The sequence below is a fragment of the Primorskyibacter flagellatus genome, from assembly GCF_014638275.1.
Taxonomy (GTDB): Bacteria; Pseudomonadota; Alphaproteobacteria; order Rhodobacterales; family Rhodobacteraceae; genus Pseudooceanicola; species Pseudooceanicola flagellatus_A.
The window spans coordinates 1,695,913-1,713,791 of the sequence record NZ_BMFJ01000001.1 but is presented as its reverse complement, the minus strand read 5'-3'; the positions used below and the strand labels follow the sequence as shown (position 1 = coordinate 1,713,791).

Genomic DNA, 17,879 nt, shown 5'->3' with positions numbered 1-17,879 from the left:
CTTCCCCGTCGTGCCGTCCCTCGCATGTCGGCAAGTGATTGAGATCACCGCCACAAACAGCGTGGGAACCTCTTGGAACCTCGGGGAACCTCAAGAACCCCCAAAGAAGGTAAGGGCGAGCGGTTGTTTGGTGTGTGAAGAGGGATGGTGCACCCGATCGCCGCAAGGGTGGCGACGAAAGCGGAGAATGCTGACTTCAGCTTCATTCCTTTTCAGGGCAGGAAGGCAGGTGAAACCCAGAGACGATCGCGTCGTCTCTCGGGCCCATGACGCGCGTTGCAAGACCGGGAGGGGGCTCGTGCCCCCTTTGGTGTCCCTTGACCAAGACGACCTTTCCGCTCTTGTAGCGTCTTTCGTGTTCGCTCACCCAATGGCGCACAGGCCCGGTCCGGGCTGCTTGCATTTCGCGTTCGAAATCACGCCTGGCTTGCCGCTCTTTCATGTGAGCTGCGGCTTTCGGTCCAATCCTGATAGTTAGATGCGACTTCTGAGCGCCAAGCAGCCACGACTTTCCGAATTTGCGCGCGGTTTTGCCTTCCTTCGCCGTGAACGTTTCTTCCGGTGTCGGAATGATCCCGCCCAAGTCAGGAGAGTTCAGCATCGCAAAGAGCGCGAAAGGGAGAAACAGATCGTAACCGGCGTCGACGAAGTGTATATGTCGAAGTGCCTCAATCTTTTCGATTGGGTCGCCGATGCGCACACGGAAATCGACCATTGATCTGCTCAAATCCTCGGACACATTGTCGTAGTCGAGACGACCGATTGGTGTTCGTTTCACCAACAATGCGCTGATAGGATCCATGATTTTTGAATCCTCGCGCGGATTAAACATGGTGATCCGAAGGTGATCAGGATTGCGGTCATCAATGAGGTAGCCGCGTAGTCCTGACCCCACTGGTCCGTCGTCGTGAACCGTCACTGAAGACCCTCGTTCGTATCGAGACCTGCCAAGTGCACCACTGTCGAACTCGACCCAAGTGACCTTTGCGGGCAGTGTGATTTCACCGAGATACGACATCGCGGCCTGACCCGTGGCACGGAACTCATCTTTGATCGTATCATGGAGCGTATCCGCATACGCCGCCGCCGCGTGGTCGAGTAGAAAGACTTTCGCCTGCTGAAGAGCGTCCAGGGCGTTACTTCGGAAGTCTTGTAGAGCTTCCGACCAAGCCAAGTTCCACACGGGATCATCTTGGGGCTTGGACTTCCCTGCAAACGATGAGCCATAGGTCGATATCAGGTCTTTGTAGAGCATCATGTAAACGATGAGGCACTCGTCTCTTGCTGCCAAGAGGTGATGTCACAAGATGAGGCCCACGGCATAGCAATATGGGCGGAAAGCGGTCCTTCGCTGCGCACTGCGTGAACGACCGCTATGGCCGTTCGCTGGTTTCGCTCTGGTTCGAAACGGGTGTCTTCTTCTAATCCAGAACATCAAACCCCGAATCAAATTGTCGCTGAAGAAATGGCGCCAGTGCCTACACTTGGCATGTGCGACGCATATTGGCCGGATTATTTCATGATGTGAGTTCTTGGTTGCGGTTGCAGGGTTTGGACTTTGGCGAATTGCCGTTGCGCTCTGGAAGAACATTCTGACGAACCGCTCCAATAGCCACTACGAAACGGCGCGAAATCTGCCACTCAGAATCGCCTCGATGCAACTCCGTGGTTTCTACGACGCTTCTTTCGAAGAGCGATTAAGGGGCGGCATACGCCCCCAAATATCTGATTCAAAATAGTATTCTAAGCACAGAACTATTCTGAACATTTTTTCTGGACAAGTGTTCAGATTTTATGCTCGCATGGAGACAGAGCGAGGAGGCTCTGTTCAGGGAGGATTTGATATGCCCGATAAGTCGGCTTTTGATTACGTTATCGTGGGAGGCGGTTCTGCGGGATCGACCCTTGCTGCTCGTTTGACCGAGGATCCCGCGGTGTCCGTGTGCCTCTTGGAAGCAGGTGGGGACGGTGATCACATTCTCATCCGCGCGCCCGCCGGCACGGTTGCGATCCTGCCGGGACATGGGAAGATCTCGAACTGGGCCTACGAGACCACGGCTCAACCCGGACTGAACGGACGCAAAGGCTATCAACCGCGCGGCAAAGCATTAGGTGGGTCGAGCGCGATCAACGCAATGCTCTACGTCCGTGGGCACAAATCCGACTACGACGGCTGGGCAGATCTTGGGTGTGATGGCTGGTCTTGGAACGAGTGTCTTCCTTATTTCAAGCGTGCCGAAAACAACGAAGATGGAGCGGGAGAATTCCACGGTGCATCCGGTCCTCTGCATGTCTCGCATCAGAAAGCGCCGCGCCCGATAAGTCGCGCCTTCGTCGAGGCCGCCACCGAATGCCAGCACCGCGAGATCGCGGATTTCAATACCGGCGACAACGAGGGCGTCGGGCTGTATCAGGTCACGCAGTTTCATGATGAGGCCCGCAACGGTGAGCGATGCTCGGCCGCGGCAGCATATCTTCACCCCATTCAGAAGACGCGAAAGAACCTGACGATAATCACCGGTGCCCATGCGACTAAGATCCTGACCGAAGGCAAACGCGCAACCGGCGTCGCCTATCGCAAGAGGCGCGCGGATCATCAAGTGAGGGCCAACAAGGAAGTGCTCCTGTGCGGGGGCGCATTCAACTCCCCGCAACTCCTGCAACTGTCCGGCATCGGCGTTGCGGAGGACATCCAGCGCCATGGGATCGAAATGGTCCACGAATTGCCGGGTGTGGGCAAGAACCTTCAGGATCACCTCGATTTCATCCTCGCCTACAAGTCGAAGGATACCGACAATTTCGGGATCGGGCTGGCAGGCACAATCGGATTAACGAAGCACATTCTGAAATGGCGCAAGCATGGGAACTCCATGATCGCAACGCCCTTCGCCGAAGGTGCCGGGTTCCTGAAAACAGATCCCGCGTTGGACAGACCGGACATCCAGCTTCACTTCGTGATCTCCATCGTGGACGACCACGCCCGCAAACTACACATGGGTTACGGCTTTTCATGCCACGTCTGTGCGCTGCGCCCCTATTCCCGTGGCGAAGTGTTCCTTGAAAGCGGTGATCCCATGGCTGCGCCGGGGATCGACCCGCAGTTTCTGACCGATCCGCGCGATTTGGAAACCACGATCAAGGGCGCGAAAATGACGCGCGAAATCCTGCAAGCTCCGGCGATGAAGAAATACCGCCACAAGGAGTTGTTCGGCACCAAGGACGGGATGAGCGACGCCGAATGGGAAACGCACATTCGTGCGCGGGCCGATACGATCTATCACCCCGTCGGGACCTGTAAGATGGGCGTCGACGACATGGCAGTAGTGGACCCCGAGTTGAAGGTGCACGGCATGGAAGGGCTTCGCGTGATCGATGCCTCGGTCATGCCGACCCTTATCGGCGGGAACACCAATGCGCCTACTATCATGATCGCGGAACGCGCCGCCGACATGATCCGGGGCATCAAGCCCGCTGCAATCGCAGCAGAATGAAGATCGCCGCGCGACACGGCAGAAAGAAGGAAGACATCATGTTCGGCACGATGATGACGCAGGCACTGACCACAGGCTCCCTGATTGCGCATGCTGAGAAATACCATGCAGGCACCGAGATCGTCTCGGTCGAGACAGACGGGACCAAGGCCCGCACCACGTGGGGCGCGGTCGGTGCCAATGCGCGGCGGATCAAAGCGGCGCTGGATGGTCTGGGCGTGTCTGGCGGCGCGCGTTGCGCCACCATCGCGTGGAACAATCGGCGGCATCTGGAGCTGTATTTCGGGATCGGCGCGGGGGGGCGTGTGACGCACACGATCAACCCGCGCCTGACGCCCGAACAGATGATCTATATCCTCAACCATGCCGCCGACGAGGTGCTGTTTCTGGATCGCACCTTCCTGCCCGTCGCGGCCAAACTGGGCGAACACCTGAAAACGGTGAAGCACTATGTCCTGATGGGGTCGCGCGATGAGGACGCCGCCGCGCAGGTCGAAGGGCTATTGTTTTATGACGAACTGGTGGCTGCGGCCGATCCTGCCGCCGGCTGGCCCGACCTGGATGAATACGCGCCCGCCGCGCTGTGTTACACGTCCGGCACCACGGGGAACCCGAAAGGCGTGCAGTATTCGCATCGATCGCTGGTGCTGCATTCCATCGGGGGCAACCAGCCGGACGGATTGAACATCGCGGCGCGGGACACGGTGATGCCGGTCGTGCCGATGTTTCATGTGAACGCTTGGGGTGTCCCGTATATCGCGGCCTCCGTTGGGTCCAAGCTGGTGATGCCGGGGCCGAACCTTGATGGCGAAAGCCTTGCGCGGTTGATCGACGCCGAGCAGGTCACGCTATCCTTGGGTGTGCCGACGATTTGGATGGGCCTTCTGGCCGCATTGAAAACCACTGGCATCAACCCGACCTCGATGAAGCGCACGGTGGTGGGCGGTTCTGCCCTGCCGCCCTCGATGATCCGCGACTTCCGCGATGGCTATGGGGTTGAGTTGATCCATGCCTGGGGCATGACTGAGACGTCGCCTTTGGGCACTTTGAACCAGCTTCTGCAAAAGCATGACGGGTTGAGCGAGGACGCGCAGGCCAAGTTGCGCGAAGGTCAGGGGCGCCCGCCGTGGGGCGTAGAGCTTCGCATTGTGGATGAGGACGGGGCCGAACTGCCCTGCGACGGCGAGACGCAAGGTGAATTGCAAATTCGCGGGCATTGGGTTGTCGAAAGCTATTTCGGGCAGGAGGGGTCCGCTCTGACCTCCAATGGATGGTTCGACACGGGCGACGTCGCCACGCTGGACGGTGACGGATACATGGTGATCCGGGATCGGTCCAAGGACATCATCAAGTCGGGCGGCGAGTGGATTTCGACCGTCGAGCTTGAGAACATCGCCATCGCACATCCCAAGATTGCCAATGCCGCCGCCATCGCCGCGCATCATCCGAAGTGGGATGAGCGCCCGGTGATCGTTGCCGTGGCTGCCGAAGGCGAAACCCCGGACGAGGCGGACGTGCTGGCCAGCTATGAGGGCAAGGTCGCGCAATGGCAGGTGCCGGATCGGGTCATCTTTGTCGACGATCTGCCGCTGGGGGCCACGGGCAAGGTCCTGAAAAACAAGCTGCGCGAGGCCTATGGCAACGTGCTTTTGGAGGAGGCGTGAGCCATGAACCAGATTGCAACGGATATTACACCTGATTTTTCAGCGCTGGATCGCGACCTTGAGGCATTGCGGTCAGGGGCTGAGGCTTGGGCGCGGACATCGAACGCCGAACGCATCGCGGTTCTGGCCGAGATCAAGGACCGGCTGCTGGAGGTCGCCGAAGGCTGGGCCGAGACCGCGGCGCGGCGAAAGCTGATCCCGGCGGGGTCGCCTTTGGCGGGCGAAGAATGGATTTCTGGACCTTATGCGGTCATGTCTGCCTGTAACGGGTTGATGCAGACTTTGGCAGGTATGAACGGAAAAGCGTTCCTCGACCATCTGTCGAAACGCACCACGGCGAATGGGCAATTGGCCGTGCGCGTCCTGCCCCATTCGATCTGGGATCGGCTGCTGTTGTCAGGCGTCTCTGCGGATGCCTGGATGCAACCGCAGGTAGATGAAGCGAATCTGGCGGCACATACAGCGTGCGCCTATGACACCCCGGTGGATGCGCGAGACGGTGGCGTGTCATTGGTGCTGGGCGCGGGCAACATCGCCTCGATCGCGCCGCTGGACGTGTTCGAGAAAGCTTTTGGTGCGCATAAAGCGGTCATCCTGAAGATGAACCCCGTGAACGAATATCTAACGCCGTTTCTGGAAGCCGCGTTGAAGCCGCTGATCGAGCGCGATGCGCTTCGGATCGTGAAAGGCGGGGCCGAGGTTGGGAGCTACCTGTGCAATCACGCCGCGGTGGACGAGGTGCATATCACCGGGGCTGCCGCCTCGCATGATGCGATTGTCTGGGGTCCGGGCGAGGAAGGGGCCAAGAACAAGGCCGCAAACACGCCGAAGTTGACCAAGCCGATCACATCTGAACTGGGTGCGGTCTGTCCGACCATCGTTGTGCCGGGGAACTGGTCAGAGGCCGACATCAAGTTTCAGGCCGAGCACCTGGCGACCCAAAAGCTCCACAATTCGGGCTTCAACTGCGTGGCCTGTCAGATGTTGGTGCTGCCGAAGTCGTGGGGTCAGAAAGACGCGTTGATCGATGCGATTCGAGGCGTGATGCGCGACATGGATGCGCGTCAGGCCTATTACCCGGGTGCCGCGGACCGAATGGCCGGTTTCGCGGATCAGTCGGCGAATGCGACGTCATTCGACCGTGGCGAAGCACCTGCGCTGATCTTCGCCCCGGTGAACGAAGGGGAGAACTGGTTCACCCAAAACGAGGTGTTCGCCCCTGCTCTGTCGACCTTTGAGATCGAGGCAGAGGACGCCGAAACCTATCTGATCGAGGCGATCCGATACGCCAACGAAACGCTGCACGGCACCTTGGGCGCGAATATCGTCATTCACCCGCGCACCATTCGGCAGATCGGGCGCAAACGCTTCGAAGAGATCATCGCCGATTTGCACTACGGAACCATCGCGGTGAATGCGTGGACTGGCCTCGCCTTCCTTGCTACCGCTTGCCCGTGGGGTGCGTTTCCTGGTCATACGCTGGACGATGTGGGGAGCGGGATCGGCTTTGCGCATAACACCTTCATGTTCGACAAACCCGAGCGGGTGGTCGTGACCGCGCCGTGGCGACCCTTCCCGCGCGGGGTGTTGTCGGGTCAGTTCACACTCCTGCCCCGTCCCCCGTGGTTCGTCACAAATCGGCGGCAGCATGTGGTTGGCCGGCTGTTGACCCATTTCCAGCACAAGCCAAGCTGGTTGAAATTGCCGCGTATATTCGCCAATGCCTTGCGTGGTTAAAACAAAGGCCAGCCGGACGTGACCAAACTCGACAAAATCGCCCGCCTTGCGGAAAAGGCCGAAGCCAAATCCGCGAAGCGGGCGCGCAAGAAGGATGAGCTTGCCGATCACGCGATTACAGCGTTGAAGCAACTTGGCTATGCACGCACCAGCCTGCGCGACATCGCCGAAATGTCGGGGGTCGCGGTCGGCACGCTGCATTACTATTTCGAAGACAAGGTCGACCTCATCACCTATTGCGTGCGCCGCTATAAGGTGGGGTTCGTGGCGGACATGGGATCAATTCTGAAAGCCGATGTCGAACCTGAGCAACTCGCAGACCGGTTCATCAAGGGTCTATCACTGTCGATCCGTCGTGAAGCCGAAACCCATCGGCTCTGGTATGACATTCGCACTCAAGCAATGTTCGACCCCGCGTTCGAAGAGGTCGTGGCGGACATCGAAGACGGTCTGCGAGACCTTGTCGCGACTTTTCTCTCCAGGTCTGGCGTCTCACCGGAACAGGCTCGACCTACTTATCTGGTGCTGGACAGCTTTTTCCGCTTCCACCTTCAGGCGTATCTCAGGGGCGATAAGGGTGCACCGGCACAGTTCGAGATCGAGGTTTCGGCGCTATTGAACCGACTGGTCTGACGGCCGACGACCTTGTTACCTAAAACTCTCGGTCAGTTCTGCCTTCGGGACAGCAAGCGACACGGCATATTGCGTCGAGATCGTTTGCAGGGCAGAACTCGAACCTTCGATCTGACATCAAAGCCGTCGGTTAAAATGGGCGCTATGCCGCCGTTCTCTGCGCGCTGCGTCGACGGCAGCTTTGGGCCGATGTTCGCGTTCAAGCAAATGAACGGGCTGAAGCTATTTCTTGGCCGGGAAGTCCTTGAGGCGATTGATAGACGCAATCAGCTTGCTGCGGAGGCTGTCTCTTGATGGGTCGTGATGTAGTCGACGGTGACAATTTGGGCAGCAGGCGGCCGCGTTTTCGATCACGTCCGGGCCACCTTCTCCAAGCGGCCTGACGTGATGCACCTCTAAGAACGCTTCGCCGTCAATGCGTTTGAACGGCGCCGGGGAACCGCAGTTTTCGCAAATACCAGCTGACTCCTCCAGCACCCAAGCTATGACTTCCGGATCGCGGATATATCGGTCAGATGTAGCAGAAGTTCTTCGAACCTTCTCTTGGCCTTTTGGGGGAGTCGCCCCTGTCAAGCGCATTCGCTTGCGTGCGCGTTCGACACGCTCGGACAGCTCTCTCGGGTCTCCCGTCGGAACTTCGGAAGCATCAGGATTGGCTAACATTTTAGCTGTGAAATCCGCTGACATGCTGGATGCATCAGGCCAGCGTATCCGCAATCTTAGCCTCTTTGTCCGATTGCCCCCTTTTTTTGACTTTGTCCGATGCTCGCCGGTCGCCCGCCCAATAGCCAGCCGGAGTTCGTCGAAGTCTGATACTGACGCAAGTTCGAGCGGCAGCGTGTAGCCTAATGGCTGAATTTGGCGCATGCTCTCTGGCAACCGCATCGCCTCGGAGCTGGCAACTTGAAGATCGTCCAGCACCATGCCTACCTGTGCCATTCGGCGTAGGTGCATTACCAGAGCAGGCGCGTAGTCAGTATTTCGAGGCGCGCGTCCGCCAGTGGACCCACCTCGAGACTCGATAATAAGGTCAAAACCGTCTTTGAGGGATTCAACTGAAAACTTCGCGTCGAGTTCGTCGCCTTTTTCATCACGAGGGTTATACATCTGCATACGCCTTAGGTTTTTGGATGCCATATCGCACTTGGCGAATGATTGCAGTATTTGAGGCGGGCGAAACGTCACCACGCTCTATCAACTATTAGGCGCTCGGCACCGCAACTTCATCGATCATAGAGATACCGGGAGAGCTCGCAAAGCAAAGGCAGTAGATTCCGCAAAGTTGATATCCGGCCACCCGAAATGCTGCGGCATGCACGAATGTCGAGTTTGGCGAAGCTGCGGTGCGGCGCTGGTTGCCATTGTGAAAGGCCGCCATGGGCCGAGAAACGACCTGGGAAGATAGGGCGGAAAGCCGTCATTCGCCGCAAACGCACTTTCGTAGCGCGAATAAGCGCATCAGACTTCCCAAAATGGCGTCTTCGGCGTATCTTCATAACGACGTTTAGAAGCACAAAAATTGGCTGGTGTATGCACATTTGGTTACGTGGCCAGGCGCATCGCCCGGTGAAGATTCCGAAGCAGGTGTTACTTATTCATGTTGGCGTGCGACCCACTGCGTGTGCTCACGAGAAAATGCAAGTTCAGCCTCATTAACGAAATCAGAAAAATCGTCATCCGTCTCCACATCCTGAATTCGAGTTTGTATGATCCCAATCTCGTGAGCAGTAAGACTGTAGGCCGACGCCAATTCATTAAATTTTTTTATTTGTATCCAACCAATTGCCGCCGAAGCCGCCACCAGAAGTGGCTCCATTGGCCATATCGATAGTATTTCAGGGTTGCTCGCACGAGCAAGCGCCAAGATGATGGCGCTACTTTGAACAGTTACACAAAACACTATCCAAGCTACGAAGTGCCGGCGGTTCAATTTAACCTTCGAAACATACCAAGCACGCTGCTGATCAATTCTTTCCACTCGGTAGAAATTTCGACGTTCATCAAAGGTAAGAGCACGAACCTCATTCATCATTGGCGTGATCTGGTCGCCCGACTTAGGTCTCCGGCTTATGGTATCACGAACGTGACCGTTCGCATCCAAAATCTCTTGCAGGTATTCCGCAAAAGTATTTTTGACCTCTCGGAGATGCGAGGTATTTTTGAATGGCTCTGCGCGCATCATATAGCGCCAAGTTGTTGTCTTAATGGACTCGGAAAGAGCACGACATCCATACCAGTCTTTCTCCGGCTTTCTCACTGACATGAAAATCAGCAAAGCAGTTGAAGCAAAAATGATGAACGAATATGCGAGCAACACTCTGGGCGAGTTGTCGAACCAGAGTGCGACCGTCGATGCGGCGAGTAGCAACCCATATTGAAGCCGGACCAGCCACAAGTAACTCGACTGAGCGGCGCCCGAGGACTCATCCGCCGACTGATAAAGTGCGGGGTAATCATCGTGCGTCAAAGGCCGAGATCCTTATAAACCTTATCTTCATAGTGCCAATTATCGCCCTGACCTTTATAAGAAGCATAGTTGTCGCAGAAGTTATCCAGCGCGTGCTTGATGATACGCGCGTTATAGGAGACGTGAACAGCGTCAGCATCGCGAAGTATCGCGGGACAGAGATTGGTGTCTAATCGCCGTTTCTTATTGAGATTGACGGCAACGATTGGTAATCCAAGTGTCTGGCAAATCTCAATCTCCCAACGCACAAATCGATAGAGGTTCTTAGTCGAATCTCCTATCAAGACAATCGCTTGCTTTGCGCTCGAAAATCGCTCACGCAATTTTCGCTTGGTATTTTCTTCACTTGACGAGTTTGTAATCGTATTTAGGTCGTGAGCATCATGGAAATTGAAGTCAACGTTCTTATTCTGCTTCCAGCCCTTCATATATCGATACGACCAGATATCATTGTCACCATCGAAAATTACATATGTCTTGTTACGGTATCCCACGAGCAGCTCCGCTACGACCTTGATTGAAAAGCATTTGGCTCTCCAACGTAAGACACTAATGGCCTTTGTGGCAAGCATAAGTTTAGCCTCTCAGAGAGGCGATATCCCCAGAGGTTTAATGAGCAGCCAAGGCTCGCTTGATAAGCTGTCTGAACTCTTCAATGGTTTCGTAGGTTCGGACCTCCCCTCTAATGGAAGTCTGATGAATATCGGTGTGCTTCTCAGCAATAGCGAAGACTGGTAGACGTAATGCCTCAGCAAGGCCAAGCTCGTAGTAGCAACTGGGGCGCTCGGCAGTGAGATCAGCGACTACCAGACTGCTCGCCCGCATCTCGCGAATCGTTTCATTGAGGTTGAACACCGGGGCGTCTGGATTGTAGGAAGGCAGGTGAGCGGACCAGCGCTGCTCATTAGCCACTTCCTTGACGATCCTTAACTTATCTGATGCGGTCTCAATACCACCTATGGGCATGACAACGAAAACCAATTTTTCCATTAAAATCCGAGAACCCTCACAAGGACCAAGTCGTATCTACTAACCATCGAAACCACCACTGTAATCAAAAATATTGCGCAGAATGCAGTCATAAAAGTGATCGGCACAGTGAGCTCTGAAAGCGACGCGCCAAGTGCAAGCCTGCTCTTGTATTTCTGAAGAGCCATTTTATTTTCCATCGCTCTCCATTCTTTTGAAAATGGCTCGAATGACCTACATGATGTTTCGTCGGGAAACACGATAAGCGGAGCCATCTCGTTCAACACTTCGAACTTTGCACCATTGAGGTCTTTGTAGGACACGATTTGTTGCCACCACCATCTGCAAAATATAGCTGCCAAAACCGAGATTGAGCCCACGACAAAGACAGCGTAAGCTTGCACGTCTGGTTTCCCGAACGACCATGAGGATATTGCACCTATACCCGCCATTATAAGTAGCGAGGTAGCGGCGTTGCTCTTGTTAAGCTCCAACCTTCGATCAGTAATCCGTTCCGCTGTATCCAAATACATGCGAAATTCTTCAAAATGGACGCTGACAGTCCGAACTTTGGAATTATCATCACCGGCCAACGCTTTTTTCTCCCCAAAGACCAATATTCGTTGAGCTTACCCTTTTGAGGGCGCGCGGCCAATGATGAACCATACCCAGCCGTTGGCTAAAGGTCAGATTCGTCCGTTCTGCCGACCTACACCCTTCGAAAAAGCTGCGCGATGGAAGGGCTGCGGGTCTCGTGAAGCTGCGCCGCAGCGTTCGATGATGAAGCCAACGGCAGGTTAGGGCCGAGGCTGTGTGGAAACGCTGTCCTATGGTAAACTTCCGCAAGGTAGCGGGAGACCAAGATGGCGGGTTTCATCGATGGCATCGACCGGGAACAGGTCACGCTTTTCCCTGATCGTCTTGAGGACTGGATCGGCGAGGATCACCTGGTCCGTGTCGTTGACCTCTTCGTGGACGAGCTGGATCTTTCGGCGCTCGGCTTCGAGCGTTGTGTGCCCGCCCGAACCGGGCGCCCGGGCTACCATCCGGCTGTGCTGTTGAAGCTCTTCATCTACGGCTATCTGAACCGTATCCCGTCCAGCCGTCGCCTGGAGCGTGAGGCGGGTCGCAATGTCGAGCTGATGTGGCTGACCAGCCGCCTGGTTCCCGACCACAAGACCATCGCCGATTTCCGGCGCGATAACGGCGCGGCGATCCGCAAGACTTGCGCGCAGTTCGTGGAGCTTTGTCGGCGGATCGGGGTGTTGAGGGGCGATTGCGTTGCCATCGACGGCAGCAAGTTCAAGGCGGTCAACAATCGCGACAAGAACTTCACAAAGAACAAGATCGCCAGCCGCCTGGCGCATCTGGAGGCCGATGTCTCGCGGTATGTCGATGACATGGCCCGTATCGACCGCCAGGAAGAGGGCGAGGCACGGGCTGACAAGGTCGCGCATCTCGCCCGTCGTTATGGCCGTATCCGGCAGGAGATCGCTCGGCTGAAGGCAATGGAACAGGCCTTGGTCGAGGCGCCCGACGGGCAGATCTCGCTGACGGATCCCGATGCCCGCGCCATGGCGACCAGCGCCCGGCACAGCGGCATGGTCGGCTACAACGTCCAGACCGCGGTCGATACCGAGACGCATCTGATCGTGGCGCATGACGTGACCAATCAGGGCTTTGACCGCGACCAGCTGAGCCCGATGGCGGCTGCGGCCAAGGAGGCCCTTCAGCGCGATGACCTCCACGCCATCGCCGACAAGGGATACTTCAGCGGGTCTCAGATCCTGGCCTGCCATCAGGCGGGGATCACCACGACCGTGCCGCGCCCCGAGACATCCGGCAACCGGGGCAAGGGCATGTATGTGAAGGCTGACTTTGCCTATGACCCGGCCCGCGATGCCTATCTCTGCCCGGCAGGCGAAGAGCTGACCTACCGCTACACGCGCGAAGAGGATGGCCTGCGGGTTGGCCGTTACTGGACCAATGAATGTCAGAGCTGTCCGGTTCGTCACCGCTGCACCAGTGGCAAAGAACGCCGGATCACCCGCTGGGACCACGAGCACCTGGTCGATGCGATGCGCGAAAGACTGGGTGGGGAGGCCGATCCGATGACCCTGCGCCGCTGCACGGTCGAACACCCGTTTGGCACCCTCAAGGCCTGGATGGGGCACACCCATTTCCTGACGCGGAGGCTGAAGAACGTCGGCACCGAAATGGCGCTGAATGTCCTCGCCTACAACATCAAGCGGGTGGTCGCGTTGATCGGCATTCGGGGCCTGATGCGGGCCATTGCCGCCTGATCGGGAACTGCCGCGCCTCAAGCGCAGACGCCACGCCTTGCCTGAAAAGGATCACCACGCCGCCACGCGCGCCACGCGCAAAAGAGTGCCAGAGGCGGCTGAAAGCGAGCAGCGCGACCAACCAGCAGCCGACAGCCCCTGCCGGCGCGTTTCCACACAGCCTCGGCCGGTCGCAACCGCCCGACAGTCAGGGAGAGTGGCCCTCCGCTGCGGGAGTCACCAAAAGTCGGCCATTCAAAACAGCTGTCACTCTGGCCGCGAGTGCCAGTGTGGGCCCAACTGAGTGCTCTGGGACCGGACGGGTAGTGAGCCAGTGAAGGTTTGACGATCTAACGCTTCACGGCGCTAATCAGTCCCGCGGCGTTAATGGGGGTGCCCATTCGTGACTTCGGCCAGCACCAAGCCTTGCTCTGCACGTAAGAGACAGCACGGCACTCGCTATGCTGGAGGCAGATCGCCTTGCATTCTGCAAAGCTGATGTTTCGAATACCCTTATTCGTAAGATCGTTGCCGGGAAGATCTGTGCCCTGACGGTCGATCATTGTATACGAGGCCTCTTCGGTTGCGCCGGGGCAGCCGCGTATCATTTCGGTGACCAGGCCGTCCCGAAGGGTTTGCTGAAAGCCAAAGAAAAGGTCGCCCCTGGGGGTGACTACACGCGCACCGATCTTCTGCGCTGTGAGTGCGGCACGAGCAAACTCGGCGGGCATCTCGAAGACAATCCTGCCGCGGCCCTCGCTGCGGTCAACGACGTCCCAAATATTGATCGAGACCCATTCGCCGTCGATGCCGAGGTCAAACCGGCCATAGGCAGCCAGATCAGGCTCGTGCAGGTCGGCAAGCCCAGCAATGCCGTTACCGGAGCAGAACAAGGTCAGAAAGCTGTCGCCGTTGATCGAGGCTTGCTTCATGCGCAGCGCGATCTTGCCATTAAGATTGATATAGCCAGCCCGCTCTTCGTAGATGTCGTTAGTCACGACCCGCCAGTCCTCGAGCTTGCGACGTGGCACCCACAGGATATCGTCGTGTTCGATAGCCGAGATCGCCTCGAACAGCTCTGGTTCGGCCCGGTTTGCGCGGATGTATTCAGACAGCAGCCCTGACAACGATTGTCCAATGGCCAGCCCTTCCTCGCCGTCGAGCGTGCCACCTGAAATGCTGAATTGGTGGATGCCAATGCGTCCCGAACCGTGCAGGTAGCGGTAGTCCGCGCCGATATAGGCGTAAACGCAAGCACTGGCGCAGATCGCTTCGGGAGCAGCTGTGCTTCCCACTTGGGCGGAAACAATCGCTGGGATGTCAGCAATGTATCTGCCCATCCGAACGCCCTCCATCAGCGAACCGCCGGGGCTGTCGAACAGAAATAGCACGTCACGCACTTCACTGGTGTCAGCGGCATCGACAAGCGCTCTCAATCTCTCCGTGTCGCCGTTGCGAATTTCGCCATTGGCAGTGATGTGCAGCGTCGGCGGTCGGATAGGCCGGAGATCAAGGCGCTCAATAGTGAAATCCATAGCATAGAGCGCAGATGGAAGGAGATATGCTATGAGGGGAACAACGATACGAAGAAGCAATTACTTCCTTTCAGAACGATCAGGATTTTAGTGCGCAGCCTACACGATAATGAAACGATACGCTCGTCAACCTGTCGAGGTATTATGCGCTTGGTGGCTTCATTTCACCAGAAAAACGAGAGCACTCGCTGCTGAGTTCAAGCGCTTCCGCCCCCTGAAAACTGGGTCTTTTGAAGTTGAATTTTTCGGGTGTTCCTTCTTGGTCAGGGGGAGCGCAAAGGCATGACAGCATCGAAGTTCGCGGAAGCTCAAGATCCGTTCGTCCTGAAGCCGGGCAAGGAGGGCAGGCCGGTCGCTTAGTTTCGCCGCATGTCAGGGTTCTGCCAAGCTATTATGTCTAAACGGAAAAAACATTCCAGCATTCCGGCGCCAAAAGAAAAACCGTGGCGCCAGTGCGTCAACCGCCGAAATCGAAGGGTAGCCCAGGATGTTGAGTATCGCGCGAAGCCATCTCTTTCTGCGCCTCTTCGACGCTTTCTGACAACCCAAGAAATTTCCGATCTCGCGGTGCTTTGATCTGTCGTTCTACCTCGGCGATTTTTCGTGTGCGGGCAGTCTCGCTCAGTCCGTCAAGGCTTAGAAGAAACGCGGCTCCATAGAGGATCTTGCGCCTCGTATCATCTTTGCGCCTCTGTTTCGACTGGACCGCTTTCATGTCCCGAAGGCGGTTCAACTGGGGCTCGAGCAGCTTTTCTTGACGGACAATTCGATCTTCAAGTGTGGCCATTTTCATCTCCAGGTTTCTGTTGTCCTGCACGGGAGATTGCGCTTGAGCCTGCTTTTCGCTCACGTTTCGAAATTTTTCTTTTAGCTGCGAAGTATGAGCGCCGGCCAACCCGACGCCTGAAGGCAAGGGCGCAATTACGCAAACTGTCGTTTGCCGCGCGCCTGCGGCGGGCTTTGGAGGAGCGGTGAGTTTAGTCGGGCACGATCTACAACTCATGAAACAGTCTCACCTCCATCCCGCCAGTCACTGTCCGCTGCTTGTGCTGTCCCGTGCTGATGGGCGGTCCTCGGTTGCGGCCGCCGCCTATGCCGCGCGAACTCGCATGGTCGATGAGCGAACTGGCCTGATCTACAACTACAAAAATGTCACTGGCCTGATCGCAGAAGGTCTGGTCGGTTGGTCTGGCTCGGCTGAGGAATTGTGGAATTCAGCAGAGATGGCCGAAACCAGGTCCAACGCGAGGGTCGCAAGGGAACTGCGCCCTGCGCTGCCGGCCGAGCTGCCGCTCGACCAACAACGTCGGCTTGTTCATGGTATGGCCTGCTGGTTGCGCGACAGGTTCGGAGTTGCGAGCCACTATTGCATTCATGGTCCCAAATTCCACGACACAGAACAGGGCAAAAAGCTATGGAGAAAAAAGTCATCACCCCTGTCAGACAGTGAAACGTTTGATGAGTTGTTCGATCCAGATGTTACGAACAAGAATTTCCATGTGCATCTCAGGTTCACCGTTCGCGTGGTCGACCGAGACACAGGTGCCTTTGGTATCAAGACACGGGAACTCGATGATAAAAAATGGGGCTCGGCTTGTGTGGTTGCTATTCGTGAAGAATGGGAAAAGCGGGTTAATGCGGCCCTTGCGAAAGTAGGTTCTTCGGCTCGAATTGACTTGCGGTCTTATGAGGACTTGGCCGCCGCAGGCGACGCACCTTCCGGTCTCAAAGCGCAACGGCACTCTGGTCCGAAACGCTCTGCGATTGAGCGAAAGCAGATGGCGGAACTGCGCCGAAAATCGTTGGATGATGTTTCTGACTTGGGGGCCGCCGAGATAGCGCGCATCGGTCAGAATTTCGAAAATGAGCGGCTATGGACCGCTTGGGAGCAAGCGCGCGCGCTCGATCGCGCGAAGGCGCGTGAGGACGGAACTTCCGCCAGAATTGCAGCGGAACGGGAGGCTGCCCGTAGGGATGAGCTCCAGCGGCTGTCCGAGGCTGCTGATATTGATGTTCAGCGGGAAGATGCAGTTGAAAAACCTTCGTCACGACAGGTTTCGAAACAGAATGGAGAGGACTCCGATCTGGCTGTGGCGCACGGCATGGGCCGAAAGCTCGATGCATATGTCGTAGCGATACGTGATCTGGCATCGGGTAGGGCGGCGAGAGAGTTTGCCGATGAGTTTGACGAAGTCATCGACCCAGAAACCTATGAATTGCCGTCGGCAGAAGAGCCACCGAGGATCATGAAGCCGGTGAAGCGCACTGTTACAGGGCCACGTCAACGAGTGCGATAGTATCTCAGATGTATGCGTGAACACGCTCTAAGTATTTACGACCTATTCCCCTCGCGTGACGAGTCTTTCGCGGAGCAGGGATACTGGCCGTTCCCTGCACCTGTAGACCGCCGTCTGCGGGACCGGAGGGCGTTGGCCACCCCTCCTGGACCTCCCAGGCATGACGCCCGGTCCGGGTTGCGCGCGTCTCGTGACGCGCAACCCGGGCCAGCCCTCGGAGAAGGAGTGGGAGGTCGGGTCGCGTCGATCATCCACAAGAGGAGAGGTCGATGTTCGATCAAATGACCCAGAAACTGGCCCACTGGGCCGATCACGTTCGGCCCGGCGATATCGTGCTGTTCAGATTCCCCGTCCCGTTCCCGCAAACGCGGGACGGCAAGCCCGGTATCCGCCCCTGCCTGGTTGTCGAAGTCGACGACCACGGCGAGGAGCGGCGGCTCGTGCTTGCCTACAGCACAACCGCGACCACCAGATCGAACGGCGGCTACGACATCGCCGTCACCCACGTTGCCGACCTGCAAATGGCGGGACTGCGCAGAGCGACGAGGTTTATCGGCACGCGACTGCTCTTCGTCAGCCCGCACCACTCCGGGTTCGATGTCGGCGGTTCGAGCGCTCCAGTTGTCGGCCATCTCACTGGTAGCCGTCTGGAACGGATGCAAGCGGTCCGGGCGCGTCTCCATGCAGAGCACGACATCGCCGCAGACCGTCGCCGGGAACGAAGCGAAACGCCCGTCACCGTGGAACGGCGGCCGCTTCCGAAGGTCACAGCCGAATTCCCGACGGCAGCCTGACGACCGGCCG

General features: G+C 57.2%; 15 protein-coding genes. 7 read left to right on the top strand and 8 right to left on the bottom strand.

Annotation, left to right across the window (positions count from 1 at the left end):
* Nucleotides 1-202: 202 nt before the first annotated feature.
* On the bottom strand, nucleotides 203-1,258 hold the full coding sequence (locus tag IEV87_RS08400) for a hypothetical protein (RefSeq protein WP_229737485.1): 1,056 nt from the start codon (nucleotides 1,256-1,258) through the stop codon (nucleotides 203-205).
* 586 nt (nucleotides 1,259-1,844) lie between these two features.
* On the opposite strand from IEV87_RS08400, the gene IEV87_RS08395 reads away from it, so the two are divergent.
* Genes IEV87_RS08395 through IEV87_RS08380 form a run of 4 tightly spaced genes read left to right on the top strand, consistent with a single transcriptional unit; the run spans nucleotide 1,845 to nucleotide 7,525 of the window.
* A complete protein-coding gene (locus IEV87_RS08395; protein WP_188477196.1) occupies nucleotides 1,845-3,491 on the top strand; it encodes a GMC family oxidoreductase in 1,647 nt (548 codons plus the stop codon).
* Nucleotides 3,492-3,529: 38 nt separating this feature from the next.
* Nucleotides 3,530-5,155, top strand: coding sequence for a long-chain fatty acid--CoA ligase (locus IEV87_RS08390; protein WP_188477195.1), 1,626 nt, complete (start codon nucleotides 3,530-3,532; stop codon nucleotides 5,153-5,155).
* A gap of 3 nt (nucleotides 5,156-5,158) precedes the next feature.
* Nucleotides 5,159-6,892: an aldehyde dehydrogenase family protein gene (locus IEV87_RS08385; protein ID WP_188477194.1), complete on the top strand. Its 1,734-nt coding sequence runs from the start codon at nucleotides 5,159-5,161 to the stop codon at nucleotides 6,890-6,892.
* Nucleotides 6,893-6,910: 18 nt separating this feature from the next.
* Complete coding sequence (locus IEV87_RS08380) at nucleotides 6,911-7,525, top strand: TetR/AcrR family transcriptional regulator (protein ID WP_188477193.1); 615 nt, start codon at nucleotides 6,911-6,913, stop codon at nucleotides 7,523-7,525.
* Between the two features lie 222 nt (nucleotides 7,526-7,747).
* Here IEV87_RS08380 and IEV87_RS08375 read toward each other — a convergent pair whose 3' ends face one another.
* The 5 genes from IEV87_RS08375 to IEV87_RS08355 form a co-directional block, all read right to left on the bottom strand.
* Complete coding sequence (locus tag IEV87_RS08375; protein WP_229737484.1) at nucleotides 7,748-8,662, bottom strand: HNH endonuclease; 915 nt, start codon at nucleotides 8,660-8,662, stop codon at nucleotides 7,748-7,750.
* A gap of 454 nt (nucleotides 8,663-9,116) precedes the next feature.
* On the bottom strand, nucleotides 9,117-9,992 hold the full coding sequence (locus tag IEV87_RS08370; protein WP_188477192.1) for a DUF4231 domain-containing protein: 876 nt from the start codon (nucleotides 9,990-9,992) through the stop codon (nucleotides 9,117-9,119).
* Nucleotides 9,989-10,564, bottom strand: a complete 576-nt coding sequence (locus IEV87_RS08365; RefSeq protein ID WP_229737483.1) for a TIR domain-containing protein — start codon at nucleotides 10,562-10,564, stop codon at nucleotides 9,989-9,991. Before IEV87_RS08365 ends, IEV87_RS08370 begins: the two co-directional genes overlap by 4 nt.
* 37 nt (nucleotides 10,565-10,601) lie before the next feature.
* Nucleotides 10,602-10,982, bottom strand: coding sequence for a hypothetical protein (locus IEV87_RS08360; protein WP_188477191.1), 381 nt, complete (start codon nucleotides 10,980-10,982; stop codon nucleotides 10,602-10,604).
* Nucleotides 10,982-11,554: a RipA family octameric membrane protein gene (locus tag IEV87_RS08355; RefSeq protein WP_444544310.1), complete on the bottom strand. Its 573-nt coding sequence runs from the start codon at nucleotides 11,552-11,554 to the stop codon at nucleotides 10,982-10,984. Before IEV87_RS08355 ends, IEV87_RS08360 begins: the two co-directional genes overlap by 1 nt.
* 270 nt (nucleotides 11,555-11,824) lie before the next feature.
* Between IEV87_RS08355 and IEV87_RS08350 the strand changes: the two genes are divergently transcribed.
* Entirely contained in the window at nucleotides 11,825-13,264 is a 1,440-nt protein-coding gene (locus tag IEV87_RS08350) for an IS1182 family transposase (protein WP_188477189.1), read from the top strand.
* 329 nt (nucleotides 13,265-13,593) lie between these two features.
* Here the strand turns inward: IEV87_RS08350 and IEV87_RS08345 are convergent, their stop codons facing one another.
* Complete coding sequence (locus IEV87_RS08345) at nucleotides 13,594-14,778, bottom strand: PAN domain-containing protein (protein WP_188477188.1); 1,185 nt, start codon at nucleotides 14,776-14,778, stop codon at nucleotides 13,594-13,596.
* Nucleotides 14,779-15,235: 457 nt separating this feature from the next.
* Nucleotides 15,236-15,628: a hypothetical protein gene (locus tag IEV87_RS08340; RefSeq protein ID WP_188477187.1), complete on the bottom strand. Its 393-nt coding sequence runs from the start codon at nucleotides 15,626-15,628 to the stop codon at nucleotides 15,236-15,238.
* Nucleotides 15,629-15,779: 151 nt separating this feature from the next.
* Between IEV87_RS08340 and IEV87_RS08335 the strand changes: the two genes are divergently transcribed.
* Complete coding sequence (locus IEV87_RS08335) at nucleotides 15,780-17,075, top strand: MobA/MobL family protein (RefSeq protein WP_188477186.1); 1,296 nt, start codon at nucleotides 15,780-15,782, stop codon at nucleotides 17,073-17,075.
* A 269-nt stretch (nucleotides 17,076-17,344) separates the two neighbouring features.
* Nucleotides 17,345-17,869: a hypothetical protein gene (locus IEV87_RS08330; protein ID WP_188477185.1), complete on the top strand. Its 525-nt coding sequence runs from the start codon at nucleotides 17,345-17,347 to the stop codon at nucleotides 17,867-17,869.
* The last annotated feature ends 10 nt before the right edge of the window (nucleotides 17,870-17,879 follow it).